Source organism: Nonomuraea ceibae, assembly GCF_019396325.1.
Taxonomy (GTDB): domain Bacteria; phylum Actinomycetota; class Actinomycetes; order Streptosporangiales; family Streptosporangiaceae; genus Nonomuraea; species Nonomuraea ceibae.
Genome location: NZ_JAHKRO010000018.1, coordinates 1 through 23,496, shown reverse-complemented (window position 1 = coordinate 23,496; position 23,496 = coordinate 1). Strand labels below are relative to the sequence as shown.

The 23,496-nt window shown below is 74.0% G+C and carries 23 protein-coding genes; 11 read left to right on the top strand and 12 right to left on the bottom strand.

Annotated elements, in window-relative coordinates; translation table 11 throughout:
• Positions 1-20: 20 nt before the first annotated feature.
• Positions 21-689 (top strand): 2OG-Fe(II) oxygenase, encoded by a 669-nt coding sequence (locus tag KME80_RS14855; protein ID WP_219505398.1) that lies wholly within the window; start codon positions 21-23, stop codon positions 687-689.
• Positions 686-1,135 (top strand): hypothetical protein, encoded by a 450-nt coding sequence (locus KME80_RS14850; protein ID WP_219505397.1) that lies wholly within the window; start codon positions 686-688, stop codon positions 1,133-1,135. Before KME80_RS14855 ends, KME80_RS14850 begins: the two co-directional genes overlap by 4 nt.
• On the opposite strand, the gene KME80_RS14845 is transcribed toward KME80_RS14850, so the two are convergent.
• Positions 1,121-1,819, bottom strand: a complete 699-nt coding sequence (locus tag KME80_RS14845) for a helix-turn-helix domain-containing protein (RefSeq protein ID WP_308125762.1) — start codon at positions 1,817-1,819, stop codon at positions 1,121-1,123. The two genes, KME80_RS14850 and KME80_RS14845, sit on opposite strands and share 15 nt — an antisense overlap.
• A gap of 145 nt (positions 1,820-1,964) precedes the next feature.
• Between KME80_RS14845 and KME80_RS14840 the strand changes: the two genes are divergently transcribed.
• Positions 1,965-2,372 carry an SRPBCC family protein gene (locus KME80_RS14840; protein WP_246644988.1) on the top strand — a complete coding sequence of 136 codons (408 nt, stop codon included), beginning with the start codon at positions 1,965-1,967 and terminating at the stop codon, positions 2,370-2,372.
• Between the two features lie 40 nt (positions 2,373-2,412).
• Here the strand turns inward: KME80_RS14840 and KME80_RS14835 are convergent, their stop codons facing one another.
• The 6 genes from KME80_RS14835 to KME80_RS14810 all read right to left on the bottom strand — a co-directional run bounded on the left by KME80_RS14835 (position 2,413) and on the right by KME80_RS14810 (position 8,864).
• Complete coding sequence (locus KME80_RS14835; RefSeq protein WP_219505393.1) at positions 2,413-5,577, bottom strand: AfsR/SARP family transcriptional regulator; 3,165 nt, start codon at positions 5,575-5,577, stop codon at positions 2,413-2,415.
• Positions 5,578-5,616: 39 nt separating this feature from the next.
• Positions 5,617-5,970, bottom strand: a complete 354-nt coding sequence (locus KME80_RS14830; protein ID WP_219505391.1) for a nucleotide pyrophosphohydrolase — start codon at positions 5,968-5,970, stop codon at positions 5,617-5,619.
• Positions 5,971-5,989: 19 nt separating this feature from the next.
• Positions 5,990-6,634 carry a response regulator gene (locus KME80_RS14825; protein ID WP_219505389.1) on the bottom strand — a complete coding sequence of 215 codons (645 nt, stop codon included), beginning with the start codon at positions 6,632-6,634 and terminating at the stop codon, positions 5,990-5,992.
• A complete protein-coding gene (locus KME80_RS52715; RefSeq protein WP_219505387.1) occupies positions 6,631-7,794 on the bottom strand; it encodes a sensor histidine kinase in 1,164 nt (387 codons plus the stop codon). The genes KME80_RS14825 and KME80_RS52715 overlap by 4 nt, the downstream gene beginning before the upstream one ends.
• 113 nt (positions 7,795-7,907) lie before the next feature.
• Positions 7,908-8,195 (bottom strand): Rossmann-fold NAD(P)-binding domain-containing protein, encoded by a 288-nt coding sequence (locus tag KME80_RS14815; protein ID WP_219505385.1) that lies wholly within the window; start codon positions 8,193-8,195, stop codon positions 7,908-7,910.
• Between the two features lie 15 nt (positions 8,196-8,210).
• Entirely contained in the window at positions 8,211-8,864 is a 654-nt protein-coding gene (locus KME80_RS14810; RefSeq protein WP_219505382.1) for a hypothetical protein, read from the bottom strand.
• A 66-nt stretch (positions 8,865-8,930) separates the two neighbouring features.
• Here KME80_RS14810 and KME80_RS14805 point away from each other — a divergent pair, with 66 nt between their 5' ends.
• Positions 8,931-9,569 (top strand): TetR/AcrR family transcriptional regulator, encoded by a 639-nt coding sequence (locus KME80_RS14805; RefSeq protein ID WP_219505380.1) that lies wholly within the window; start codon positions 8,931-8,933, stop codon positions 9,567-9,569.
• Between the two features lie 2 nt (positions 9,570-9,571).
• Here the strand turns inward: KME80_RS14805 and KME80_RS14800 are convergent, their stop codons facing one another.
• Positions 9,572-10,081, bottom strand: coding sequence for a DUF6789 family protein (locus KME80_RS14800; protein WP_246644987.1), 510 nt, complete (start codon positions 10,079-10,081; stop codon positions 9,572-9,574).
• 35 nt (positions 10,082-10,116) lie between these two features.
• Positions 10,117-11,124: a LacI family DNA-binding transcriptional regulator gene (locus KME80_RS14795; RefSeq protein WP_219505378.1), complete on the bottom strand. Its 1,008-nt coding sequence runs from the start codon at positions 11,122-11,124 to the stop codon at positions 10,117-10,119.
• 166 nt (positions 11,125-11,290) lie between these two features.
• Between KME80_RS14795 and KME80_RS14790 the strand changes: the two genes are divergently transcribed.
• From KME80_RS14790 to KME80_RS14775, 4 genes are all read left to right on the top strand, one after another.
• Positions 11,291-12,565 carry an extracellular solute-binding protein gene (locus tag KME80_RS14790; RefSeq protein WP_219505376.1) on the top strand — a complete coding sequence of 425 codons (1,275 nt, stop codon included), beginning with the start codon at positions 11,291-11,293 and terminating at the stop codon, positions 12,563-12,565.
• Between the two features lie 77 nt (positions 12,566-12,642).
• Positions 12,643-13,524, top strand: a complete 882-nt coding sequence (locus tag KME80_RS14785; RefSeq protein WP_308125761.1) for a carbohydrate ABC transporter permease — start codon at positions 12,643-12,645, stop codon at positions 13,522-13,524.
• Entirely contained in the window at positions 13,521-14,339 is an 819-nt protein-coding gene (locus tag KME80_RS14780; protein ID WP_219505373.1) for a carbohydrate ABC transporter permease, read from the top strand. Before KME80_RS14785 ends, KME80_RS14780 begins: the two co-directional genes overlap by 4 nt.
• A gap of 2 nt (positions 14,340-14,341) precedes the next feature.
• Complete coding sequence (locus tag KME80_RS14775; RefSeq protein WP_219505371.1) at positions 14,342-15,721, top strand: glycoside hydrolase family 5 protein; 1,380 nt, start codon at positions 14,342-14,344, stop codon at positions 15,719-15,721.
• Here the strand turns inward: KME80_RS14775 and KME80_RS14770 are convergent.
• The 3 genes from KME80_RS14770 to KME80_RS14760 all read right to left on the bottom strand — a co-directional run bounded on the left by KME80_RS14770 (position 15,701) and on the right by KME80_RS14760 (position 20,041).
• Positions 15,701-16,756, bottom strand: coding sequence for a hypothetical protein (locus tag KME80_RS14770; protein WP_219505369.1), 1,056 nt, complete (start codon positions 16,754-16,756; stop codon positions 15,701-15,703). The genes KME80_RS14775 and KME80_RS14770 overlap by 21 nt on opposite strands.
• Entirely contained in the window at positions 16,753-18,387 is a 1,635-nt protein-coding gene (locus KME80_RS14765; RefSeq protein ID WP_219505367.1) for a hypothetical protein, read from the bottom strand. Before KME80_RS14765 ends, KME80_RS14770 begins: the two co-directional genes overlap by 4 nt.
• Before the next feature lie 100 nt (positions 18,388-18,487).
• Positions 18,488-20,041: a trypsin-like serine peptidase gene (locus KME80_RS14760; protein ID WP_219505365.1), complete on the bottom strand. Its 1,554-nt coding sequence runs from the start codon at positions 20,039-20,041 to the stop codon at positions 18,488-18,490.
• Between the two features lie 109 nt (positions 20,042-20,150).
• Here KME80_RS14760 and KME80_RS14755 point away from each other — a divergent pair, with 109 nt between their 5' ends.
• The 3 genes from KME80_RS14755 to KME80_RS14745 are packed head-to-tail and all read left to right on the top strand — an operon-like array spanning position 20,151 to position 22,788.
• The gene (locus KME80_RS14755) at positions 20,151-20,630 is read left to right on the top strand and encodes a GNAT family N-acetyltransferase (protein WP_219505363.1); all 480 of its coding nucleotides are present in this window, start codon (positions 20,151-20,153) and stop codon (positions 20,628-20,630) included.
• 58 nt (positions 20,631-20,688) lie between these two features.
• Positions 20,689-21,483, top strand: coding sequence for an SDR family NAD(P)-dependent oxidoreductase (locus tag KME80_RS14750; protein ID WP_219505361.1), 795 nt, complete (start codon positions 20,689-20,691; stop codon positions 21,481-21,483).
• A gap of 33 nt (positions 21,484-21,516) precedes the next feature.
• Positions 21,517-22,788 carry a DUF6493 family protein gene (locus KME80_RS14745; protein WP_219505359.1) on the top strand — a complete coding sequence of 424 codons (1,272 nt, stop codon included), beginning with the start codon at positions 21,517-21,519 and terminating at the stop codon, positions 22,786-22,788.
• Positions 22,789-23,496: the final 708 nt, after the last annotated feature.

Sequence of the window (23,496 nt, the reverse complement as noted above, 5' to 3'; positions counted from 1 at the left end):
GCGGCGGTGTTTATCTGGTTATGAACCTGGACGAACTCGACGCCTACGGCTTCACGCTGACGGAGCCGCTGCTCACGCCCGCGCAGTGCGCGGAGATCGCCGGACTGTACGACGAGGCCGGGCGGTTCCGGTCTACGGTGGACATGGAACGTCACCGGTTCGGCCGCGGACAGTACCGATATTTCCGGCACCCGTTCCCGCCCGCGGTCGCCGAGCTGCGCGAAGCCCTCTACCCGAGGCTGCTGCCGATCGCCCGCGACTGGGCGGCGCGCCTGGGCCGCCCCGCACCCTGGCCCGACGACCTCGGCGCCTGGCTGGAGCTGTGCCACGAGGCCGGGCAGACCCGGCCGACGCCCATCCTGCTGCGCTACCGCGAAGGCGACTGGAACGCGCTGCACCGCGACCTGTACGGGGACCTGGTGTTCCCGCTCCAGGTGGTGATCGGCCTGGACCGCCCCGGCGAGGACTACACGGGCGGCGAGTTCATGCTGGTCGAGCAGCGGCCCCGGGCCCAGTCGCGCGGCACGGCGACGCTGCTGCCGCAGGGTCGCGGGCTGGTGTTCACCACCCGCGACCGGCCGGTGCGCTCCTCGCGCGGCTGGTCGGCCGCGCCGGTGCGGCACGGCGTCAGCGTCGTACGGTCCGGGCTGCGGCACACGCTGGGCCTCGTCTTCCACGACGCCGCGTGAGCACGCCGACGGCGGCGGAGCTGGACGCCGTGCTACGGCTGCTGGCGCAGGCCCGGGCGGAGACGGTCGTCGTGGGGCACGGCCGGGGCGCCTCGGTGGACGCCTTCCTCGCGGTCTGGCCGGGCACCGTGCTCGCGGTGGTCGACTGGCCGGAGGAGGCGGCGTCGTGGCTGCGTCAGGCCAGGCGGTTCGCCGCCGGGCCGCCGGACGCCTGGGTGGTGGCCGGGCCGCCGCTCGGCTGGGCGCGGATGGCCGCCCGGCTGCGGCAGAGCACCGGCTGGGACCCGGCGCGCACGATCGGCTTCGCCTCGACGGCCGGGGCCGTGGCGCTGGCGCCGCCCGGCACGCTGGAGGGCATGCGCGGAGCCTGCCGGGGCGGCGGCACCTGGCGGCTGGGCCGCAACCTGATCATCCGCGGGCCGGAGCGGGAGTCAGAGCGCGGGTGACTTGTCGGTCACGTAGTCGAACTCGTCGTCGGACAGGGTGCGCCGCAGCACGCGGACGACCTTGCCCGGGTCGTCGACGGGACCCGGCTGGTAGAACGGCCTGCCGTCACGCCCGAACGTGATCGCCGACGGCCCCTCCCACGTGCCGAGCAGCGGCGACACGGACGCGAAGTCCTCGTGCGGCTCGAAGCCGAGCGTGCGCGCGTACTGCTCCGAGCCGAACACCAGCGTCTGCGCCAGCTCCAGCGGCACCTCCTGCCAGCTCTTGTAGTCGCTGAAGAAGTAGTCGCGGAAGCGGCGCAGGTCGCGCTCGCTGAGCACGTCGGGACCGGCCACGTACTTGATGCCCAGGCAGTAGACGTCGGCGAGGAAGCCGCCGACCGTCATCTTGTCCCAGCCGTGGCGGCGGGCGACCAGCACCGACACCATGCCGCCGCCCGTGCCGGGCTCGTCGTCGGTCCAGCCGCGCGCCGGGTCGACGCCGAGGCCGTCGCTCCAGCCGGCGTTGGTCCAGCAGCCGATGAGCTCGGCCTCGCCGCCGGAGCCGGCGCCCTCGGCCGCGATCTCGCGCACCAGCGGCGCGACGACCGACGGCGACACGCCCAGGGCGCGGGCGATCTCCTTGGGCGAGCGGCCCTCGGCTCGCAGCTCGCGTACGCGGTCCTTCAGTTCTGCGCTGTCCACTCGCGCAGCCTAGCGGCCCGGCCGTGGACCGCGTGCGACCGCCGTGCCGCGGTTCGGGGGGCCGTAAGGGCGGCTGAAGGCGATCGTAAGCGCAGCCCGGCACCGTAGGAGCGTGGGAGCGTCAACCCCTGGGAAAGGCGGCACGTTGAGCCAGTACGAGATCATCCGCGTCTTCGACGCGCCCCGGGAGCGGGTCTTCCGGGCGTGGACCGAGGAGGGGCGGTTCGCCCGGTGGTTCGGGCCGCCGGACATGAGCACGGAGGCGGTGCTGGACGTGCGTCCCGGCGGGGCGTGGCGGGCGAGGTTCCGTGACGGCGACGGGTTCGAGGTGCTGCTGGACGGCGTCTACCGGGAGGTGGCGGCGCCGGGACGGCTGGTGTTCACCACCGGCGATCCGGACGATCCGGGCGACGGGCCCGCGTCGGTGGTGACGGTCGAGCTGACCGAGGCGGCCGGCGGCACGCTCATGCGCTTCCGCCAGCGCGGCGTCAACACGGGCGGCGGCTCGGGCTGGGCGGGCTTCCTCGACCGGCTCGGGGAGACCCTCGCATAGCCGCCGGACGGCGCCTGGCCAGCCGCCGGACGGTGCCCGGTCAGCCGCCGGACGGCGTCGCGGCCAGGTCGGCGGCGTCCTCCAGCTTGAGGCGGGCCCCGTCCTCGTACGCCTCCGCGAACCCCGGCTCGCCGAGGCCGGCGCGGGCGGCGGCGGTGACGCGGGCGATCTCCTCCTGCTCGGACGGCCCGGCCGGGGTGTTGTGGTGGTCGCGGACGGCGGCGGCCAGCCCGAGCAGGCGGGCGGCGGCGCGGTGCGAGCCCGTCGCCGCGAGCGCCGCGGCCAGGCCCTCCGCCGCCCCGGACGACGAGCGCGGGTCGCCGATCCGCTGCGCGGCCTCCAGCGCCTCCAGGTGCAGGCGCGCCGCGCCCGCCGGGTCGCCGCGCAGCTCGGTGAGGAAGCCCAGCTCCGTGAGCGTGACCGGCAGGTGCAGCGCGGGCTCGACGCCCGGCCCGCGCGGCACGCCGTCGAGCAGCCGGTGCAGGTGCCGGTCGGCCAGGTCCAGCTCGCCCGTGCGGCGTGCGGCGAGCGCCAGGCCCATCTCGGCCATCAGCCCGATGTCCCGGTGGCCCTGGGAGGCGGCCTGGCGCAGCGCCTTGCCGCACAGCTCCAGCGCCCTGCCGTACTCGGCGCTCTGCAGGGCGATCCAGCCGAGCCAGGCGGTGTGGCGGGCCGCCTCCGACCACAGCTCCAGCTCCTCGGCCATGCGCAGGCCCTCGGTGAACAGCTCGACGGCCCGCTCGACGTCGCCCGTCATCTCGGCGTGCCCGGCCAGCCACTCGGTGGCCTGCAACAGGCCCCACCGGTCGCCCAGCTCCCGGAACAGCCGGGCGCCCTCCTCGCCGTCACGCGCCAGCGCGTCGTGGTCGCGGCGGGTGAACGCGGACATGGCCTGCTTGCTCAGCGCCGCCGCCACGCCCCAGGTGTCGCCGTTGCGGCGGAACACGGTCAGCGCCCGGCCGATCAGCTCGTCGCACGTCGGCAGGTCGGGCGCGTTCATGCCGAGGAACAGCTCCGCCCGCGCCCGTACCCCGGGGTCGGCGATGTCGCGCAGCGGCCCCTCCCTGTCGGTCTCCTCGCCCAGCACCAGCGCGAACCCGGCCCGCCAGGCGGCGGCCCGCGCCGCCGCCTGGTCGCCCGCCGGGGCTCCGGCCAGCGCCACGTCGAACGCGCGGCGGGCCTCGGCGGGCCTGCCCCGCAGGTACCAGTACCAGCCGAGCGCGTTCACCAGGCGCAGCGCGGTCGCGGGCGTGCCCTGGTCGGCGGCGGTGGCCAGGGCGGCGCGCAGGTTGGCGGACTCGGCGTCGAGCCGTTGCAGCCAGGCGTGCTGCTCGTGCCCGTACAGGTGCGGCTCGGCCGCCTCGGCGAGCTCCGCGTAGTAGCCGGCGTGCGCACGGCGTACGGCGTCGAGCTCGCCCGCGTCGGCGAGCCTGGCCAGGCAGTATTCGGTCACCGACTCCAGCATGCGGTAGCGGACGCCCGACGGGCCGTCGGCCACGACCACGAGCGAGCGGTCCACCAGCCGGCCCAGCAGGTCGAGCACGTCCGAAGGCGCCGCCTCGGCGGAGGCGCACACGGCCTCGGCGGCCTCCAGCGTGCAGCCGTCGGCGTGCACCGCCAGGCGGCGCAGCACCGCCCGCTCCGGGTCGGACAGCAGGTCCCAGCTCCAGTCGATCACGGCCATGAGCGTCTGCTGGCGCGGCGGCGCGCCCCGCTGCCCGGAGGCCAGCAGCCGGAACCGGTCGTCCAGCCGCGCCACCACGCCGTGCACGCCGAGCAGCCGCACCCGGGTCGCGGCCAGCTCCAGCGCCAGCGGGATGCCGTCGAGGCGGCGGCAGAGCTGCGCGACCGCCTGCGCGTTGCCCGCGTCGAGCGCGAACCCGCGCGCCGACGCGGCGGCCCTCGTCACGAACAGCCGCACCGCGTCCGAGCCCGCCATGACCGTCAGGTCGGTGCTGTCGGGCACGCCGAGCGGCGGCACCGCCCACAGCACCTCGCCGTCGACGGCCAGCGGCTCCCTGCTCGTGGCCAGGATGCGCAGCTCGGGCGCGGCCCGCAGCAGCAGCTCGGCCAGCTCGGCGACCTGATCGACGACGTGCTCGCAGTTGTCCAGCACGAGCAGCAGGGGGCGGTCGCGCAGCGTGTCCGCCAGCCTCTCGGCCGGGGTGCCCGAGCCGGCGTCCTGCCGGATGTCGAGCGCCGCCAGCACCGGCTCCGCCAGCGACGGCGTGCGCCGGTCGAGCGGCGCCAGCTCCACCAGCCACGCCCCGCCGGAGAACTCCCCCACCATCCGGGAGGCCGTCTCCAGCGCCAGCCGCGTCTTGCCGACGCCGCCGCTGCCGGTGAGCGTCACCAGCCGTTCGGTGCCGAGCAGCGAGCGCACCTCCGCCAGCGCATCCTCGCGGCCGATCAGCTTGCTCAGCGCGGCGGGCAGGTTCGTCGCGGGGCGTTCGGCCGGCGCGTTGAGCGCGGGGTCCTGGTCGAGGATCGCCTGGTGCAGCGCCACCAGGTCGGGCCCGGGGTCGAGGCCGAGCTCGTCGGCCAGCCGCTCGCGCAGTTCGGCGTAGGCGGCCAGCGCGTCGCTCTGCCTGCCGGCCCGGTACAGCGCCCGCATCTGCGCCGCGCGCAGCCGCTCGCGCAGCGGGTGGCGGGCCACCAGGTCGCCCAGCTCGCCCACCAGCAGGCCGTGCTCGCCCAGCTCCAGGCGGGCCTCCGTGTGCAGCTCCAGCGCCGTCAGCCGCTGCTCCTCCAGCCGCGTGACCGCCGTGCGCAGGTGCTCCTCGTCGGCGAAGTCCGCGTACGCCGCCCCGCGCCACAGCGCGAGCGCGTCGCCGAGCAGCGCCGCCCTGGCTCCCGGGCTGCCCGCGGCCTCGGCCCGGGCCAGCAGCTCCGCGAACCGCACGGCGTCCACGTCGGCGGCGCGCAGCAGGTAACCAGGGGCCTTGGAGACGATCAGCTCCCGGCCGCCGGGCTCGGCGTCCTCCAGCGCCTTGCGGAGCTGGGAGACGCGGACCTGGAGGGCGGCCGACGGGTTGCCGGGCGGCTCGTCGCCCCACAGGTCGTCCACGAGCCGGTCGGCCGACACCGTACGGCCCTCGTGCGCGAGCAGGTCGGCCAGCAGGGCGCGCACCTTCAGCCCGGGAATCGTGACCGGCTCCCCCTCGTCGGTCCACACGGCCAGCGGGCCAAGCACCCCAAAACGCATGCCCGTCACCTTATGCGGTGCCGCTTCCCCCCGGGGTTGTCACGGGGAGGCGGGCGGGGCCTTGCGGGCGGAGCCCCGGTAGGCGTCACTCGGGTAGCGGCGCTCGACCGTGTCGAGCTTGGCCGAGGCCGCGGCGACGAGGTCGACACCGAGCACGTCGGCGAGCCGGACCAGGTAGTTGGTCACGTCGCCCAGCTCGGCGGTGACGCGGGCGAGCGTCTCCGGGTCGGGGGCGCGGGACTCGTCGGGCGTGAGCCACTGGAGCTCGGCGACCAGCTCGCCGACCTCACCGGCCAGGGCCATGGCGAGGTTCTTGGGCGTGTGGAACTGCTCCCAGTCGCGTGCCGCGGCGAACGCGCGCAATCGTGCGGCATGCCGCTCCAACTCCGTCACAGGACACGACCTTACGGCGTCAGAGGTCGGCGTCGTGGACGAGGATGGCGGCCTGGACGCGGTTGGTCAGGTCGAGCTTGGCCAGCACCCGGCTCACGTGGGCCTTGACGGTGGCCTCCGACAGGTGCAGCTCGCGGCCGATCTCGGCGTTGGACAGGCCGCGGGCCAGCGCCCTGACCACCTCCTCCTCGCGGCCGGTCAGCGAGGCGAGCTGCCTGCGGGCCGCCTCGGCGCGGGTGGGGGCCTTGTCGACGAAGGCGTGGATGATCCGCTTGGTGACCGACGGCGACAGCATGGCCTGCCCGGCGGCGACGGCGCGCACGGCGGCGATGAGGTCGCGGGGCGGGGTGTCCTTCAGCAGGAACCCGACCGCGCCGAGCCGCAGCGCCTCGTGCACGTACTCGTCGAGGTCGAACGTGGTCAGCATGATCAGCTTGGGCGGCTCGGGGGCGGCCAGGAGCCGCGCGGCGGCGGTCAGCCCGTCGGCGCCCGGCATGCGTACGTCCATGAGGACGACGTGCGGTCTGAGGCGGGTCACGGCCGTGACGGCCTCGTCCCCGTCGCGGGCCTCGCCGACGACCACGATGTCGCCGGCCGCCTCCAGGATCATCCGGAGGCCGGACCTGACCAGGGCCTCGTCGTCGGTCACGAGCACCCGGATCACGCGCTCACCCCGCCTGCCGCTTCCGCCGGGATGGCGGCGATCACGTCGAAGCCGCCGTCGTCGCGCCGGCCGGCGTGGAGCTTGCCGCCGAGCAGCTCGACCCGTTCGCGCAGGCCGACGAGCCCCCAGCCGGCGCCCGGGAGGGTCCGGCCGGGGCCGGGGCCGGGGGGCGGCTCGTTGCGCACCTCGACCCGGAGCTCGGCCGGCAGGTAGCGGATGTGGACGTCGGTACGGGCGTCGGCGGCGTGTTTGTGCACGTTGGTCAGGGCCTCCTGGACGACGCGGTAGGCGGTGCGCTCCACGGTGGCGGCGAGCTGCCGGGCCTCGCCGTGGGCGTGCCTGCCGATCGTGATGCCGAGGGCCCTCGACTGGTCGAGCAGGCGGTCGAGGTCGTCGAGCGTGGGCTGCGGGGCGAGGGCGGGGGGCTGGGCGGGGCCGCGCAGGACGCCGAGGATCTCGCGCAGGTTGGTCAGCGCCTCCCGCCCAATGTCGCCGATCATGGCGGCGGCGCCGGTGGTGCGCTCGTCGGCGGCGCCCACTTCGAGCGCGCCGGCGTGGAGGACCATGAGCGAGACGCGGTGCGCGACGACGTCGTGCATCTCGCGGGCGATGCGGGCGCGCTCCTGGGCGCGGGCCTGCTCGGCGCGCATGACCTGCTCGCGTTCGAGCCGGTCGGCGCGCTCGCGGGCGGCGGCTAGCACCTCGCGCTTGGCGCGCACCCACAGGCCGAGCAGCAGCGGCAGCCCGATCATGGCGGCGGCCATGAGGGCGGCGTTGGCGGGGGTGGCGGTGACCATCTCGCGGGTGCCGCCGCTCGCCCGGCCGGCCAGCACCGAAGCGGCCATCATGACGACGGCCAGGCCCAGGTAGGCGCCGAGCTCGCGCCGGGTGCGCCAGGTGGTGCCCGCGTAGTAGGACGCGACGACGACGGGCGGCCACATGACCAGCCAGGGGTAGAGCACGGCGCCGATGATCGCGAGCGGCCACCAGGACCGGCGGACGGCGACCACCGCCGCGCCGCCCGCCACGAGGGCGGCGGCGCCCCGCAGCGCGGGCGAGGCGGACGCGGCGCCGCCGGTGACGGCCACCGCCGAGGCGACGAGCACCAGCGCGCCGACCAGCGTCGGCACGGCGGCCTCGATCCGTTTGCTTACCTGCACGTTCGCCAGCGTACGGTGGCCGCCCGGGTGGGCGGATCCGACGTTCGTCTACATACGTGACCGACGAACGGCTGCACCGCCGGGGGCAGGCGGCCGCACTTGCGTCCCGGCGTTCAGCGGAAGCGGCCGGCGTTCCTGGCGGCCCACTCGGCGTAGGCGTGCGGCGGGCGGCCGGTGGCCTGGCGCACCCCGGGGAGAATGGGGGCGGTCGTGCCGGTGGCGGCGGCCAGGACGTCGATCATGGCGTCCGCGACCGCGGGCGGGTGGCCGGTGAGGAGTTCCGCGCGGAGCTCCTGCGGGGACAGCTCGGCGAAGCGGGCCCGCACGGGCGCGCCCGCCTCGGTGAGTGCGTGGACGACCCGGCCGCCGATGCGGCCGGTGGCTCCGGTCACGAGTATCACGTACGTGCTCCTTGCTCAGACGCCCAGCAGGGCGATGCTGTAGACGACGATCCAGGCAGCCCAGCCGACCCAGCCGAGCAGGCCGATCACCCCGGCGCGGCCGGCGCCCCCGGCGTTGTACGGGGCGGCCGCGGAGGAGACGAAGAGCAGGGCGGCGCTGATCCAGCCCAGCCAGGCGTGCCAGGCGGGGATGAACGCGAGACCCGCCCCGGCGGCGGTGAAGCCGAGCACCGCGATGGCCAGGAAGACCTGGTTGAACCCGAACAGCACGTTGCCGAACGCCCACAGCCCGGCGACCGAGCCGCGGTGGTGCCGGGCGGCCGCGGCCGTCCCGAACCGGAGCGACTCGACCACCATGAAGGTGGCGTTCTGCATGAGGACCCCGGCGAACCCGGTCAGGGCCCAGATGTTGCTGCCGGTCTGCCCGTCGCGCCAGAGCACGGCGAGCAGCCCGGCGGCGAACAGCGTGGTGAACAGCCAGGTGGCCGGCACGACCACGGAGGGCGCGTTGATGCGCTTGCCGATCCCGGCCAGCGCGTCGGTGGTGGCCTCCAGGGACAGGCCGGAGGTGGGCAGCGGGAGCCCGGCGCGGACGTAGAGGACGTTGACGACGATGGCGAGCAGGACGAATCCCATGCCTGCCGCACCCGCCAGACTGGTGACGGTCACGGTGACCACCAATTGGTTTTACGGTACATATATTGAATGTAAGTCACGGAAAGTCTGGACGCAATCATGGAGAACGAGACCGGGCGGCGCCGCTACACCTCGCTGCGCCGCGTGGCGCAGGCCCATCAGACGCGGGCGGAGATCGCCGAGGCCGCACGGAGGCTGTTCCTGTCACAGGGATGGGCCGCGACCACCGTGCGCGACGTCGCCCGGGAGGCGGGGGTCTCCGTCCCGACCGTCTACGCGGCGTACCAGAACAAGGCGGGGCTGGTCCGGGCGCTGGCCGACGCCGCGGACCTGGCCGCGGACCTGCCCCAGGCGATCGAGGAGCTGGAGGCCACCGGCGACCCCCGGCGGCACCTGGCGGCGATGGCCGGCTACGACCGGCGGCTGTTCGAGCGGGCGGGCGACCTCATCACGCTGATACGTGAGGCGGGCCGCACCGAGCCCGAGATCGCGGACTTCTACCTCCAGGGCCGGCGGCAGGTCGGCGAGCTGCGCACGCAGGTGTTCGCCTCGTGGCCGGACGGCACGCTCCGGCCCGGCCTGGACGTCGCCACCGCCGTCGACATCTACGCCGCCCTGTGCAACATCGACGTCTACACGACGCTCCACGTCGAGCGTTCCTGGTCACCCGGCCGGATCGAGCAGTGGTGGGGCGAGGCGCTGGCCCGCGAACTGCTGAGCCCGGCCACCGCCCGCTGAGATCAGAGGCCCAGCAGCCCGGCGACGGGCACGGGCGGGGCCGCAGCCTGGGGGACGCTGGCCGGGTCGGCGTCGCGGACGGCCAGGCGGTTCAGCAGGAAGGCGAGCGTGGTCCCGTACACGACGTGCCCGGCGGCCATCACGGCGGGACGCCCGGGGGCGTCGCGCCCGATGGGCGGGAGCTGGCTCAGGCGCGGCGCCCAGCCGGAGTAGCTGACGACCCAGATCGTCAGCGCGTAGCCGACGGCGAGCGGGGCGCGGCGGGTCCGGCCGCGGGTCAGCAGCGCGAAGGCGGCGCCCGCGCCCGCGCCGAAGCCGAGGTGGGCCAGCGCGCCGAGAACTCCCTCGCCGGGCTTGCGGCGGTGCTTGCTGCCGGGCAGCAGGCCGCGGGCGATGTGCTTGGGCGGCTGGCCGCGCATCAGCCCGGCCTTCTCGCCGGCCACCATGACGCCACTCATGGCGACGGTGGCCAGCGTGCCGCTCACGGCGCCGTTGACGAGGTCACGCATCATGCCCTGCGGCTGCCCCGCGCCCCGGCGCCGAAACGCTAGACGGCGGCAGTGCTCTCGCGGACGATCAACTCGGTGGCGAGCTCGACGCGCCGGGCCTCGGGCGACTCGCCGCGCCGCATGGCCAGGACGGTGCGGGTGGCCAGCGCGGCCATCTCCTGCAGCGGCTGGCGCACGGTGGTCAGCGGCGGCCAGGCGGACTCCGACAGCGGGAGGTCGTCGAAGCCGACGACGCTGAGGTCCTGCGGGACGCGCAGGCCGCGCTGGCGGGCGGCCTCGAAGACGCCGAACGCCATCAGGTCGGAGCCGGCGAAGATGGCCGTGGGCGGCTCGTCGAGCGCGAGCAGCGCGTGGCCCTGGTCGTGGCCGGAGTCGACGAGGAAGGTGCCGCGGCGGATGAGCTCGGGCGCGAGCGGCACCCCGGCGGTCTCCAGGGCGGCGCGGTAGCCGTCGATCCTGGCCTGGCTGCAGAGCATGTCGGCGGGCCCGCTGATCATGCCGATGCGGCGGTGGCCGAGCTCCAGCAGGTGGCGGGTGGCGGCCAGGCCGCCGTTCCAGTTGGTGGCGCCGACGGACACGACGCCGGGCGCGGGCTCGCCGTCGGGGTCGACCACGACGAACGGCAGCGAGCGGGCGGCGAGCTGGTCCTGGACGCCGGCCGACAGGCGGGAGGCGACGATCACCACGCCGTCGGTGCGCCGTCCGGCGAGCCGGTCGAGCCAGTCGCGGCCGGGACCGGCGTGGGTGTGCAGGACCGAGATGACGACGCTGGCCCCGGCCTCGTGGGCGGCGGACTCGGCGCCGCGCACGATCTCCATCGCCCAGGGCGACTCCACCTCGGCGAAGACCAGGTCGACCAGCCCGGCCGGGGTGTCGTCCTGGCTGATGCGCCGCTGGTAGCCGTGCTTGTGGAGAAGCCGTTCGACGCGGTGCCGGGTCGCCGGCGCGACCTCGGGACGACCGTTGATGACCTTGGACACCGTGGGGATCGACACCCCGGCCTCCTCGGCTATCAGGGCGATCGTCACCCGCCTCTTCGCAGACATAGATCAGAAGTTTAGCCGAAACTTTCGGAATCCGGGGTGACGAGGGTAGTGGGATCGCTCCCATGACACCTATTGACGCGTAACGCAGCGTTTACCTATGCTCCGGACATCGAAATTATCGGGGGGTTCACGAAATTTTCGTTGGCAAATGAAGGGCGCCCCTGAAATGAAACGAACGGTCACCTTGATCGCGGCAGCCGTGCTCGTCGCGGGTTGCGGAGGCGGCGAGGCGCCGCAGCCCGGGTCCGAATCCGGCGCGCCGCAGAAGGTCACGCTGGAATGGTGGCACCTGTCCACGTCCGACCCGCTCAAAACCGTGTACGAGAAGCGCGCCAAGGAGTTCCAGGCCGCCAATCCCCATGTCACCATCAAGATGACGGTGCTGGAGAACGAGGCGTACAAGTCCAAGGTCACCACGCTCACCCAGTCGGGCAAGGCGCCCGACCTGTTCGCCACCTGGGGCGGCGGCGTGCTCAAGCAGCAGGTCGACGCCGGCCTGGTCAAGGACATCTCCGCCGACGTGGCCCCGGTCATCGACACGTTCACCACCGCCGCCCTGGCCGCCTACCAGTTCGACGGCAAGACGTACGCGCTGCCGACCGACATCGGCATGGTCGGCTTCTGGTACAACAAGAAGCTCTTCGAGAAGGCCGGCATCGCCGAGCCGCCGACCACCTGGTCCGGCTACCTCGACGCGGTCAGCAAGCTCAAGGCCGCCGGCATCACGCCGATCGCCCTGGCCGGCAAGGAGAAGTGGCCGGGCCACTACTACTGGGCCTACCTGGCCATGCGCATCGGCGGGCTGCCCGCGCTCCAGCAGGCGGCGGTGGACCACGACTTCACCAAGCCCGCGTTCGTCCAGGCCGGGCAGCAGCTCAAGGCGCTGGCCGACCTGCAGCCGTTCCAGAAGGGCTTCCTCGGCGCCGCCTACTCCACCCCCGACGGCCAGGCGGCCACCGTCTCCAACGGCAAGGCCGCGATGGAGCTGATGGGCCAGTGGGCCCCGAACGTGCAGATCGACGCCGGCAAGGGCCTCGGCGAGGACCTGGGCTTCTTCCCGTTCCCGGCGGTCGAGGGCGGCCAGGGCGCCATCACCGAGGCGTTCGGCGGCGGTGGCGGCATGGCCGTGGGCGCCGACGCGCCGCCGGAGGCGATCGAGCTGCTGAAGTTCCTCACCAGCGAGGAGAACCACACCAAGGCCGTCGCGGAGAACGCGGTGCTCCCCGTGCTCAAGGGCGAGGAGAGCGCGGTCAAGGACGCCAACCTCAAGATCGTGGCCGACTCCCTGGCGACCGCGACGGGCTTCCAGCTCTACCTCGACCAGGCCTACCCGCCCGCCGTCGGCGCCGAGGTCAACGACAGCGTCGCCGAGCTGCTGGCCGGCGCCAAGACCCCGGAGCAGGTGGCCCAGGACATCACCGAAGTGGCCAAGAGCGAATGACGACGATCACCCGTAGGCCGGAGGCCAGGCGGCTTCCGGCCCACGCCCGCCCGAACCGGGGAAGACGGCGGAGCTGGGTGACGATCACCCTGTTCGTCCTGCCGGCTCTCGCCCTCTTCCTGCTGCTGGTCGTGGCCCCGATCGTGGTGGCCGTCTACGCCAGCGGCTTCAAGTGGAACGGGTTCGGCGGGCTTCCCACCGACTTCATCGGCTTCGACAACTTCACCCGGCTGCTCGAGTCCGAGATCTTCTTCACCGACATGTGGCACCTGCTGGTCCTGGTGCTGCTCTGCCTGGTGGTCCAGCTCCCGATGGCGCTGGGCATCGCCATGCTGCTCAACCAGCGCATCCGCGGCCGGGCGATCTACCGGCTGGTGTTCTTCTCGCCGTACGTGCTGTCCGAGGTCATCACCGGCGTGCTGTTCTCGCTCATCCTGTCGCCCACCTCCGGGCTGGCCAACGGGATCCTCGGGCTGGTCGGGCTGGAGTCGGACTTCCTGGCGGACCAGGACACCGCGCTCATGTCGCTGTTCGTCGTGATGACCTGGAAGTACTTCGGCTTCCACATGATGATCTACCTGGCGGGCCGGCAGAACATCCCGAACGAGCTGCTGGAGGCCGCCAGGATCGACGGCGCGACCGGCTGGGAGGTCTTCCGGCACGTCACGCTGCCGCTGCTCGGGCCGACGATCCGAATCAGCGTGTTCCTGTCGGTCATCTACACCATCCAGCTGTTCGACCTGGTCTGGATCCTCACCGAGGGCGGCCCGGCGCACTCGACCGAGACGCTCGCCGTCACCATGTTCGACATCGGCTTCGGCCGCTCCCAGGTGGGTTACGCCAGCGCGATCAGCGTGGTGATGTTCGTGCTCAGCCTCGTCTTCGCCCTGGGTTATCAGCGGTTCGTGATGCGCCGCGACCTGGAGGGCGCGACCACCGCCATGGGAGACACCCGTTGAAGCGACCCACCCTGCCCCTGCACGCGATCGCCTGGATCGTCGGCGCGTTCATCCTCATCCCGATCGTGTACGCGGTCCTCGGCGGCTTCAAGGACACCAGCCAGCTCTCGACCAACCCGTTCGGCCTGCCCAGCCCGTGGGAGACCGGCAACTACACCGAGGTGCTGGCCGCGGGCTCGTTCTGGCGCCAGATGTGGAACAGCACGTTCATCGCGGTGCTCACCACGATCGTCACGGTGTCGCTGTCGGCCATGGCCGCGTACGTGTTCGCCCGCTTCGCCTTCCGGGGCAGGGAGCTGCTGTTCACGGTCTTCACGGCCGGGCTGATGTTCCCGTTCGCGGTCGCCATCCTGCCGATCTTCGTCATGCTGCGCACGCTCGGCCTGGTCGACAACGCGTGGGGCGTGATCCTCGTGCAGGCGGCGTTCGGGCTGCCGCTGACGATCATCATCCTGCGCGGCTTCTTCCGGAGCATCCCGGGCGAGATCGAGGAGGCGGCCACGCTCGACGGCTGCGGCCCGTTCGCCTTCTTCTGGCGCATCCTGCTGCCGATGGCCCGGCCCGCGCTCGCCACCGTGTCGGTGCTGGCCATCGTCGGGAGCTGGAACAACTTCATGCTGCCGCTGGTCGTCTTCAGCGACGAGGCGAGCTGGACGCTGCCCCTCGGCATCCAGCAGTTCCAGGGCCAGTACAGCTCCGACACCTCACGCATCCTCGCCTACCTGGTGCTCGCCATGGTGCCCGCGCTCGGCTTCTACGCCGTCGCCGAGCGCCACCTCATCGGCGGTCTCACCGCAGGAGCTACGAAAGGCTGACCATGCTGCACGTCTCCGGAACGCGGCTCCTCACGGCCGAGAACCAGCCCGTACGGCTGCGCGGCGTCGGGCTGGGCGGCTGGATGAACATGGAGAACTTCATCACCGGCTACCCGGCCGACGAGTCGTCGATGCGCGCCTCGGTCACGCGGGTGCTGGGCGAGGACCGGGCCGCGTTCTTCTTCGACCGGCTGCTCACCTCGTTCTTCACCGAACAGGACGCCGACCTGCTGGCCGGGCTCGGCATGAACTGCGTGCGCATCCCGGTCAACTACCACCACTTCGAGTCGGACGAGCGGCCGTTCGAGATCATCGAGGACGGGTTCCGCCACCTCGACCGGGTCATCGACCTGCTCGGCGAGCGCGGCGTCTACAGCGTGATCGACCTGCACGCGCTGCCGGGCTCGCAGAACCAGCACTGGCACTCCGACAACGCCACCCACGTCGCCGCGTTCTGGCGGCACCGGCACTTCCAGGACCGGGCGGTCAACCTGTGGGAGGCCATCGCCGACCACTACCGCGACCATCCCTGGGTGGCCGGGTACAACCCGGTCAACGAGCCCGGCGACCCGACCGGCAAGGTCGTCGGCCCGTTCTACGACCGGCTGGTCAAGGCCGTGCGCGCGGCCGACCCCGGGCACGTGCTCTTCCTGGACGGCAACACGTACTCGACGGACTTCTCGATCTTCCGGGAGGTGTACGAGAACACGGTGTTCGTCTGCCACGACTACGCGCTGGCCGGGTTCGCGCACGGCGGCGGCTACCCGGGCTACACGCGCGGGGAGTGGTGTGACCGGCGCGAGCTGGAGCGGACGTTCGAGCGGCGCTCGCGCTTCCAGCGGGAGACGGGGACGCCGCTGTGGGTGGGCGAGTTCGGGCCCGTCTACACGGGCGATCCGGAGCGTGACCACGAGCGCTACCAGATCCTGCGCGACCAGCTGGAGATCTACGACCGGCACGAGGCCGGCTGGGCGCTGTGGACGTACAAGGACGTGGGGTTGCAGGGGCTGGTCAGCGCGTCCGGGCCGTACCTGGAGAGGTTCGGGCCGTTCATCGCCAAGAAGGCGCGGCTGGGCGCGGACCGGTGGGGCTCGACCATGGAGGAGTCGGCGGACGTCGTCGGGCCGCTGCACGCCCTGGTGGACGCCGAGTTCCCCGGCTGGGCGCCCTACCCGTGGGGCGCCCGCTACCAGACCGACGACCTCGTCAGGCACATCCTCATCGCCCAGGCCATGCTGCCCGAGTACGCCGAGCTGTTCAGGGGCCTCGGCGACGACGAGCTGGCGGCGCTGGCCGACTCGTTCGCGCTGGAGCGCTGCGTGCGCCGGCAGCCGCTGCTCGACCTGCTGGCCCAGAGCCTGTCAGGGAGTCCAGGTCGCTGAGACCAGGGTCGGCAGCGCGCACTCACCCGGGTCGACGAAGACGAGCACGGGCGAGGTGACCGGGGCCGGCAGGTCGAGCTCCAGCGTGTTGCCGGTCGTGATCCTGGTCGGCATCGGCAGGGCGCCGTCCTGGACGCTCATGACGCCGGTCACGGAAGGCGCCGCCGAGCACAGCACCTCGCGGGCGGCGTGACGCAGCCGCCTGGCCTCGCCGCCCGCCCGCCGCACCGCCCGGCGCATCAGCGCGCGGTCGCGGGCGGTGGCGGGGCGCAGGGTGGTGTCGGCCCGGCTGCCGAGCCGGATCGTCAGCCGCCCGCCCGAGCCGAACATGCCGGGCGGGACCGGGTTCACGACGAACATCCCGGTACGCACCGTACGGGGGCCGCGCCGGTTCGGGTTGGCCAGCCCGCCCGAGCTGATCAGCGACAGGATCTCGCAGCGGGCTCCGTCGAGCGTCTCGCCGCCGCCGGGCTCGCCGTCGTCGCGGCCCTCCTCGAACGCGACGCCGTCGATGCGCAGCCCGGCGGTGCCGCACTCCATGATCGCGTCCGCCACGGCCGCGCGCACCCCGGCGTCCACGCCGCCGCCCTCGGCGATGTCGAGTACCTCCACGCACACCAGCCCGTCGTCGGGCACCTCCTCGGGCAGCAGGTCGAAGGCCGCCTGCGCGCTGCGGATGCCGTTGCCGCCCTTGAGCAGCACGCACTGGCGCAGCCGCCCCTGCGAGCGCACCTGGATGAGCCGGGGCCGCGTCGCCGCCCTGCCCTGCGCGTCCGGCAGATGCCAGCCCGGCATCGACGTGGCGTCCACCGCCAGCGACACCTTGACCCGCAGCCGCCTGCCCCGCGCCGCCACCTTGAACCCGGCCAGCCCGGACCGCTCGAACCGGCCCACGATCTGCTCGCCGCGATGCAACTGGTCGGTCACCTGCAACGCCGCCGCCCGCCCGCTGAACACCTCGACCGGCGGCGACAGCGGGACGATCTCCTCGTCGAGCGTCGTGGCGGCCCCGGTCAGCGTTGTCGTGCTCATCATGCGCTCCTCGATGCGGTCAGGGCCGCGGCCAGCCCCGCTTGGTCCCGGAAGTCGAACCGGCTCAGCAGCGGCTCGCGCCGCTCCCACATGCGGCGCACCGCGCAGTGCAGCGGATCGCCGTCGCGCTCCACGTGCCGCATGCTGACGGACAGCGCCCGCAGATACTCCTCGCCGTCGCCCAGCTCCCAGTGCGGCAGCAGCGGCGAGGACACGTCGGCGCCGCACCGGTAGAGCCACAGCCACAGCCGGGCCCGCTCACGCTGCTCCGGGCCGAGCGTCGACTCGCCCTTGGCGTGCCGGGCGACGGCGTCGGCCAGCAGCCGCCAGTAGTCGGCCCGCGTCTCGGCCACGTTCGACAGGCCGCAGCCGCTCCACTCCGACCAGCCGGCCTGGATGACGGGGATGCCGAACGCGGGCAGCTCGCTGGAGACGCTGCCGCGCACGGTGACCCCGGCGTCCGTCAGGCTCCACAGCATGTTCTTCGACAGGTCGAGGCTGGGCGCGAACGCCAGGTGCGACCGCCCCGCGTAACGGGCCGCGACGGACCCGAAGTGCCCCGTGACGTCGTAGCGCTCCTGGCTCGGATGGTCCAGGAACAGCCAGCTCACCGACTCCTCCGCCGCCGCGAACTCGGCGGTCTCCTCGAACCACTCGGCCAGGTCGCCGAACACCTCCCGGTTCGCCCCCACCGCGTCGGACACGGCGTGGTTGAACACGGTGAAGATCGGCCGGTCCGGCTCGATGCCGAGCCGGTCGCAGGCGTGCCGCCGGAGCTGGCGGCGCTCGGTCTCCGTACGGACCTCGAACGAGCTCACGTTGCCCGCCCGCCACCAGCTCGGCCTGCCCAGGTTGCCCTTCGCCCGCCAGGCCACCAGCTCCGCGCCCGGCCTGATCAGCTCCCGGTTCGCCCACACGTGCTCGTCGAAGTAGGCGGCGATCCTGCGGGTCAGCTCCTCACGGAAGCCGCCCGGGCCGCGCGCCTCACCCGGGAAGAGCGCGTACGCCTTCAGCGACCCGGTGCTCTGAGCGTGCACCACCGGGACGTCGCGGCGCATCGCGGTCTCGACCGCGAGCCCCCACTGGTCATAGTCCACGTGGCTGGTGACCAGCGCGGCGGGCGCGAGCTCGGCGAACAGCCGGTCGTACACGGCGGAGAAGGCGCGGGCGCGGGCCCGGCGAGCGCGGTGCTGCTCGTCCTCCGCGTGCGGCAGCCGGGGCACCAGGTTCAGCCGGATCAGCGTCGCCTTCTCCACGACGTCCAGCGCCGCCGCGTCGACGCCCTCGGCGGGCGCGTCACCCTCGTCGGCGAGCCGCCGGTCGGCCAGCTCGTGCACGTCGACGACCTCGGCCGCGCCGAACGCCTCGGCCAGCCGCCGCACCCGCTCGACGTCGTAGTCGTCCCACAGCGCCCGGGTCCAGTCACGGTCGGTGCCCACCAGCACGACCAGCCGGGCGGCGGTCAGATCGCACAGCGCGTTCGCCAACAGCAGGTTGCGGACGATCACGCGGATGTCCTGGTGCATGGCCTCCGCGACCACGCACGTTCCCGGCCCGGCGGGGCGCCTGCCCCAGTAGGCCCTCGCAGCGGAGAGCAGCCGGTCGAACTGGTCCCCATCCCCGGCACGTCGCATCTGGCCCTCCCAGCTCGTCGCGGCGCCGTCGACCCTGCCAGCACGGGCGGAGCGCCCGCCCGGCCGACACGCCATCCTTTGCCATCGCCGCCGTGCGCCTTTACCTGCGCGCGCTCGGCCCGAACACGTGCGTGTTGTCGCCCCGCTCCGGGTCCAGGTGGGAGACCGGCACCCGCACCCGGTACGAGGCCCGCTCCCCGGCGACGCCGCGGACCGGGAACGACACCGTGACCGGGTCGCCGGGCCGCACCACGCCCGCCGGGCACGTCACCTGCCGCGCGCTCGCCCGGCAGCGCGACCCCGGCGCCAGGCTCACGCCGTGCGGCAGCTCGAAGGTCACCGGCACGCTCGCCGCCACCAGCCCGCGCATCGTCACGACCGCGCTCACCCTGGCGCCCGAGACCGACCCCTTGACCGACAGCGCATCGTAGACGCCGTGCGGGTCCGCGTCACGCACCAGCGCGCCGTAGCTGGCCCGGCCGAACGGGTTGGCGACCGCGTAACCGGCCGTGGACTCGTCCGCCGCGCCCGACGACAGCACGCCCAGCAGCAGGCCGGTGTCCCGGTCGAGCCACGGGCCGCCGCTGTTGCCGCCGAACAGGTGACAGTTGTCCGTGTAGAGGCGGCCCGTCACCCTGCGGTCCGGGCGCGCGTACCCGGACCAGGGCTGCGTCCGGCCCAGGCACCACAGCTGCCGGGTGCCGTCGTACGGCTCGTCGCTCGGGTAGCCGAGCGTGGTGACGGTGAACCGGCCGCCCTCGTTGCGCAGCGGCGTGTACGCGCCGACCGTGCCCTGCAGCGTCCGGTCACCCCGCCGCCCGACCTCGACCAGCGCCAGGTCGTAGATCGAGTCCCAGTCCCAGTGGCCCTCGCCGGTGAAGGCGCGCGGCTTCCACACCCGCCGCGCGCCCCACACCCCGTAGGGCGCGCGATCGGCCGACGCCTTGGCATGGCCGTCGTACGCGGGCACGAACGCCAGGTTCGACGACCACCGGCCGCGGTTGTCGCGCTTGGACACCCCGTACACGCAGTGCGCGGCGGTGGCCAGCAGGAGCCTGCTCCCCGAGTTGACCACGGCGCCGCTGCACGAGCGGCGGGTGCCGTCGGCGTCCAGGAAGAACAGGCGACCGGTGGCGCGGCTGTTGGCGGCCCTGGTGTAGGGCCTGCGCATGCGGCCGTAGCCGTTGGCGTCGGCGCCCGGGGTGAGCCGCTCGGCCACCGGCACGCTCACCGGCCGGCCCTCGCTCCCCAGCACGGCCGGCCTGGGCCCCGGCTGCTCCCCGGGCCCTTCCACCGGCCGCTCCCCCGGCCGCCCTCCTGGCCGCTCCCCTGGCCGCTCCCCTCGCTCTGCCGAGCGCTCCCCCGAGCGTTCGCCTGGCCGTTCGCCCGGCCTTGCCGCCGGGCGGTCGCCCGTGCGCCCGCGCCGTTTCCCGGCCGGCAGCACCATGGCCTCCGGCAGCTCGGCGGCGTCGGCCTTGGACTGCTTCCTGGCCGTCCAGTAGTCCACCGCGCGTGCCGGGTCCATCACCGGCGACGCGTCGGCCGGCGGCACGGGCTCCGGCGCCGCGTGCGCGGGCGGCGCGGCCGGCCCCAGCGGCACTGTCCAGGCCGTGCCGGCGACGGCGAGCGCGAGCAGGGTCCTTCGGCGTGACATCGGTCCCCCTGAGCATCGAGATCAAATCCCCCTCAGCACACTAAGTCACCGTTGCCGCACAATCAGTGAGCCGCGCGCTGCCACCGCCGTACCGGCAAAATGGCTGGATATGACGGAAATTACGGGCCGAGTCACGCTCGTCCCCCTGACGGTCGCCGACGCCGACGAGATGGTCGGCGTGCTCGCCGGCGACCTCTACGCCTTCACCGGCGGCACCGCCCCCACCCTGGACGAGCTCCGCACCCGCTACGCCCGCCAGGTCACCGGCGGCCCGCCCGGCCAGCAGTGGCACAACTGGATCATCAGGGTCGCCGGCGAGGCCGTCGGCTACGTCCAGGCGACGATCACCCACGAGGGACGGCGGGCCGAGATCGCCTGGGTCGTCGGCGAACGACAGCAGGGCCACGGCTACGCCACCGAGGCCGCCCGCGCCCTGGTCGCCTGGCTCGACGAGCACGGCGTCACCACCGTCGAAGCGCACATCCACCCCGACCACGCCGCCTCCGCCGCCGTGGCCCGCCGCGCCGGCCTGACCCCCACCGGCCGCTTCGACGACGGCGAACGCCTCTGGCGGCGCGGCCCCGCCTGACCGGCAACCGCCCGCCCGTCACCGACAATGGCAGGGCAACGCGATCAGGGGGGAACACATGCGCATCGACCTCACCGGCAAGACCGCGCTGGTCACCGGCTCCACCCAGGGCATCGGCGCCGCCATCGCCACCGGCCTGGCCACCGCCGGGGCCACGGTCGCGGTCAACGGCCGCGGTGAGGCGTCCGTCGCGTCCGCGCTCGACCGCATCCGCGCCGCGCACCCCGGCGCCGTCCTGCTGGCCGCCCCCGGCGACCTGGCCACCGACGAGGGCGCAGCCCGGGTGCTGGAGGACCTGCCCGCCGTGGACATCCTGGTCAACAACCTGGGCATCTTCGGCGCCCAGCCGGCGCTCGACATCACCGACGCCGAATGGCGCCGCTACTTCGAGGTGAACGTGCTCGCCGCGGTCCGCCTGACGCGCGCCTACCTGCCCGGCATGCGGGAACGGTCCTGGGGCCGCATCCAGTACATCGCCAGCGACTCCGCCGTCGTCATCCCCGCCGAGATGATCCACTACGGCATGACCAAGACCGCGCTGCTCGCGGTGTCGCGCGGCTTCGCCAAGGAGGCGGCGGGCAGCGGCGTCACCGTCAACTCGGTGATCGCCGGGCCCACCCACACGGGCGGCGTCGAGGACTTCGTCTACCAGCTCGTCGACCGCGACCTGCCGTGGGAGGAGGCGCAGCGGGCGTTCATGCGCGAACACCGGCCCCAGTCGCTGCTGCAACGCCTCATCGAGCCCGAGGAGATCGCCAACCTGGTCGTCTACCTCAGCTCCCCGTACGCCTCCGCCACCACGGGCGCGGCCGTCCGCGTGGACGGCGGGTACGTGGACTCGATCCTGCCGTAGGAATGTCGGTGCGCTCTGCCAGGCTCCGGCGTCATGACACGCCAGGAATCCCCCTGGGACGAGCTGCGCCGCCTCATCGACGCCGGTGACGTCCCCGGCACCGTCGCCGCGGTGACCGCCCTCGACGCCGCCGGCCGCCGCCTCGTCGCCCGCGAGCTGCCCGGCCACGTCCAGGTCGCCCGCGCCCACGCGGCCGAGGTCGCCGCCGCCCGCCGCGCCCACCGCGAGCAGGAACGCCGCCTCGCCTCAACCTTCCCGCGCCCCTGGGACCATGAGCACGAGATCGACGACCATCCGGAATGGGCCGAGCCGATGCGGATCGCGGGCGCCGGCGTGCTCAGCCCCGCCGCCGCGGCCGCCTGGATCACCCGGCGCGACTTCGACCTGTGGGACCTCGACGGCTACCCGCTGTTCGCCGACCACGGCCCCCTCCTGGACGTGATCGCCGCCCGCCCGCCCGAGTGGCAGGCCGACGTGGCCGTGCGGCTCGCCCTCCGCATCCGGCCGCCCCGCCCGCGCGAGCGCGGCTCCGACCGCACCCTCCCCCTCGTCCTGGCGCTGCTGCGCGCCACCGGCGTCACTCCGCCCGACCACGACCCGCTGGTGGTGGCGTACGTGTCACGCGACGCCCTGCTGAGCAGCCTGCGCGGCGACCCGCTGCTGCCCGGCCTGCTGCCGCGCCTGTTCACCGCCCAGGGCGTCGGCCTGGCGCTGCGCCACCAGCAGCACGGGCCGCTGTCCTGGCTCACCGCCCTGCATACCCTCGCCCGGGAGGGCGTGATCAGCCGCGACCTGCTGCTCGACGGCTGCCGCCGCCGCTTCCTGCTCGGCGGCGACGCGATCGAGCTGCGCTTCTTCACCCGGCTCCACGAATCCCTGGCGCCCACCGAGGCCGAGATCGCCGCCCACGCGACCACGTACCTGCGCCTCCTCCCTACCGCGCCCGGCCCCGTCGCCGAGCTGGCGCTGACCCACCTGCGGCGGCTGCCCGCCCTCGACCCGGCCGACCTGGCGGAAGCCCTGGAGGCGCTGCTGTTCCGCCGCGAGACCGGCCTCGTCCGCGCCGGGCTCTCCTGGCTCGCCGCCGTCCTGCGCGCCTCCCCCGCCCTGGCCGACACCCTCACCCCGGCCCTGACGCCCACCTTCGGCCACCCCACGCGCTCCGTCCAGGAACGAGCCGTCCGCCTGCTGCTCCGCCACGCCGCCCGCCTCACCCCGGCCACCGCCGCCACCCTGCGCCAAGCCGCCACCCCCCTGGACGACGACCTCCACACCCACCTCACCACCACCCTCACCCGAGCCTGACCTCCCCTCGCCCCGGCAAGCCACTTCGACGGGCGCCGCCCCCTGGCCACCCGCCCATCGGCCGTGCCAGCAGGCCCATCGAGGACCGCCCGCCCCTCACCCCACCGTTTGCAGCGGCGACCCGTCCCACAGCGGGCCATCTCACAGGCGGGCCGCCCCACAGGCGGACCGTCCCACAGGGACCGTCCCACAGGCGGGCCATCTCACGGGCGGACCGTCCCACAGGCGGACCGTCCCACGGGCGGACCGTCCCACGGGGGCCGCCCAGGGGTGCCGTCCCACGGGTCCCGCCGCACACGGGGAGGCCGCACACGGGGAGGCCGCACACGGGGAGGCCGCACATGGGCGGGCCATCTCACGGGGACCATCCCACGGAGGGCCAGGCCCTCATTGGGCCTCCGCCGTCCGCTGCGGCGGGGAGCCGGTCCCGGACCGGCCGCCCGCGCCGGACCCCGCCGTTTGCGGCGGCAAGGTGGCCCACGTGGGCCCCCTCACTTGGTGATCTGGTGCGACCGGATTGGGGTGGACGGTAGGCGGGCCGGTGGCGAGGCCGGCGTGTGGGTGGGCACCCCGCCGCACGGCTGCGGATGGGCGGCTGTGCCGGCCTTTGGCCTCCCGCCGGCGGTGGGTGGAGGGGCCGCCCCGGGTGGGGGCGGTTCCTCGGGGGGTTCCTCGGGGGGCCTGGCCTCGGGGGACCTCGGGGGGCCT

What these genes read in the sequence shown, in the direction of transcription:
- KME80_RS14855 (WP_219505398.1), top strand. Translation starts at nt 21, where the DNA reads ATGAACCTGGACGAACTCGACGCCTACGGCTTCACGCTGACGGAGCCG.
- KME80_RS14835 (WP_219505393.1), bottom strand. Translation starts at nt 5,577, where the DNA reads ATGCGTTTTGGGGTGCTTGGCCCGCTGGCCGTGTGGACCGACGAGGGG.
- KME80_RS14805 (WP_219505380.1), top strand. Translation starts at nt 8,931, where the DNA reads ATGGAGAACGAGACCGGGCGGCGCCGCTACACCTCGCTGCGCCGCGTG.
- KME80_RS14800 (WP_246644987.1), bottom strand. Translation starts at nt 10,081, where the DNA reads ATGATGCGTGACCTCGTCAACGGCGCCGTGAGCGGCACGCTGGCCACC.
- KME80_RS14795 (WP_219505378.1), bottom strand. Translation starts at nt 11,124, where the DNA reads ATGTCTGCGAAGAGGCGGGTGACGATCGCCCTGATAGCCGAGGAGGCC.
- KME80_RS14790 (WP_219505376.1), top strand. Translation starts at nt 11,291, where the DNA reads ATGAAACGAACGGTCACCTTGATCGCGGCAGCCGTGCTCGTCGCGGGT.
- KME80_RS14775 (WP_219505371.1), top strand. Translation starts at nt 14,342, where the DNA reads ATGCTGCACGTCTCCGGAACGCGGCTCCTCACGGCCGAGAACCAGCCC.
- KME80_RS14770 (WP_219505369.1), bottom strand. Translation starts at nt 16,756, where the DNA reads ATGATGAGCACGACAACGCTGACCGGGGCCGCCACGACGCTCGACGAG.
- KME80_RS14765 (WP_219505367.1), bottom strand. Translation starts at nt 18,387, where the DNA reads ATGCGACGTGCCGGGGATGGGGACCAGTTCGACCGGCTGCTCTCCGCT.
- KME80_RS14760 (WP_219505365.1), bottom strand. Translation starts at nt 20,041, where the DNA reads ATGTCACGCCGAAGGACCCTGCTCGCGCTCGCCGTCGCCGGCACGGCC.
- KME80_RS14755 (WP_219505363.1), top strand. Translation starts at nt 20,151, where the DNA reads ATGACGGAAATTACGGGCCGAGTCACGCTCGTCCCCCTGACGGTCGCC.
- KME80_RS14750 (WP_219505361.1), top strand. Translation starts at nt 20,689, where the DNA reads ATGCGCATCGACCTCACCGGCAAGACCGCGCTGGTCACCGGCTCCACC.
- KME80_RS14745 (WP_219505359.1), top strand. Translation starts at nt 21,517, where the DNA reads ATGACACGCCAGGAATCCCCCTGGGACGAGCTGCGCCGCCTCATCGAC.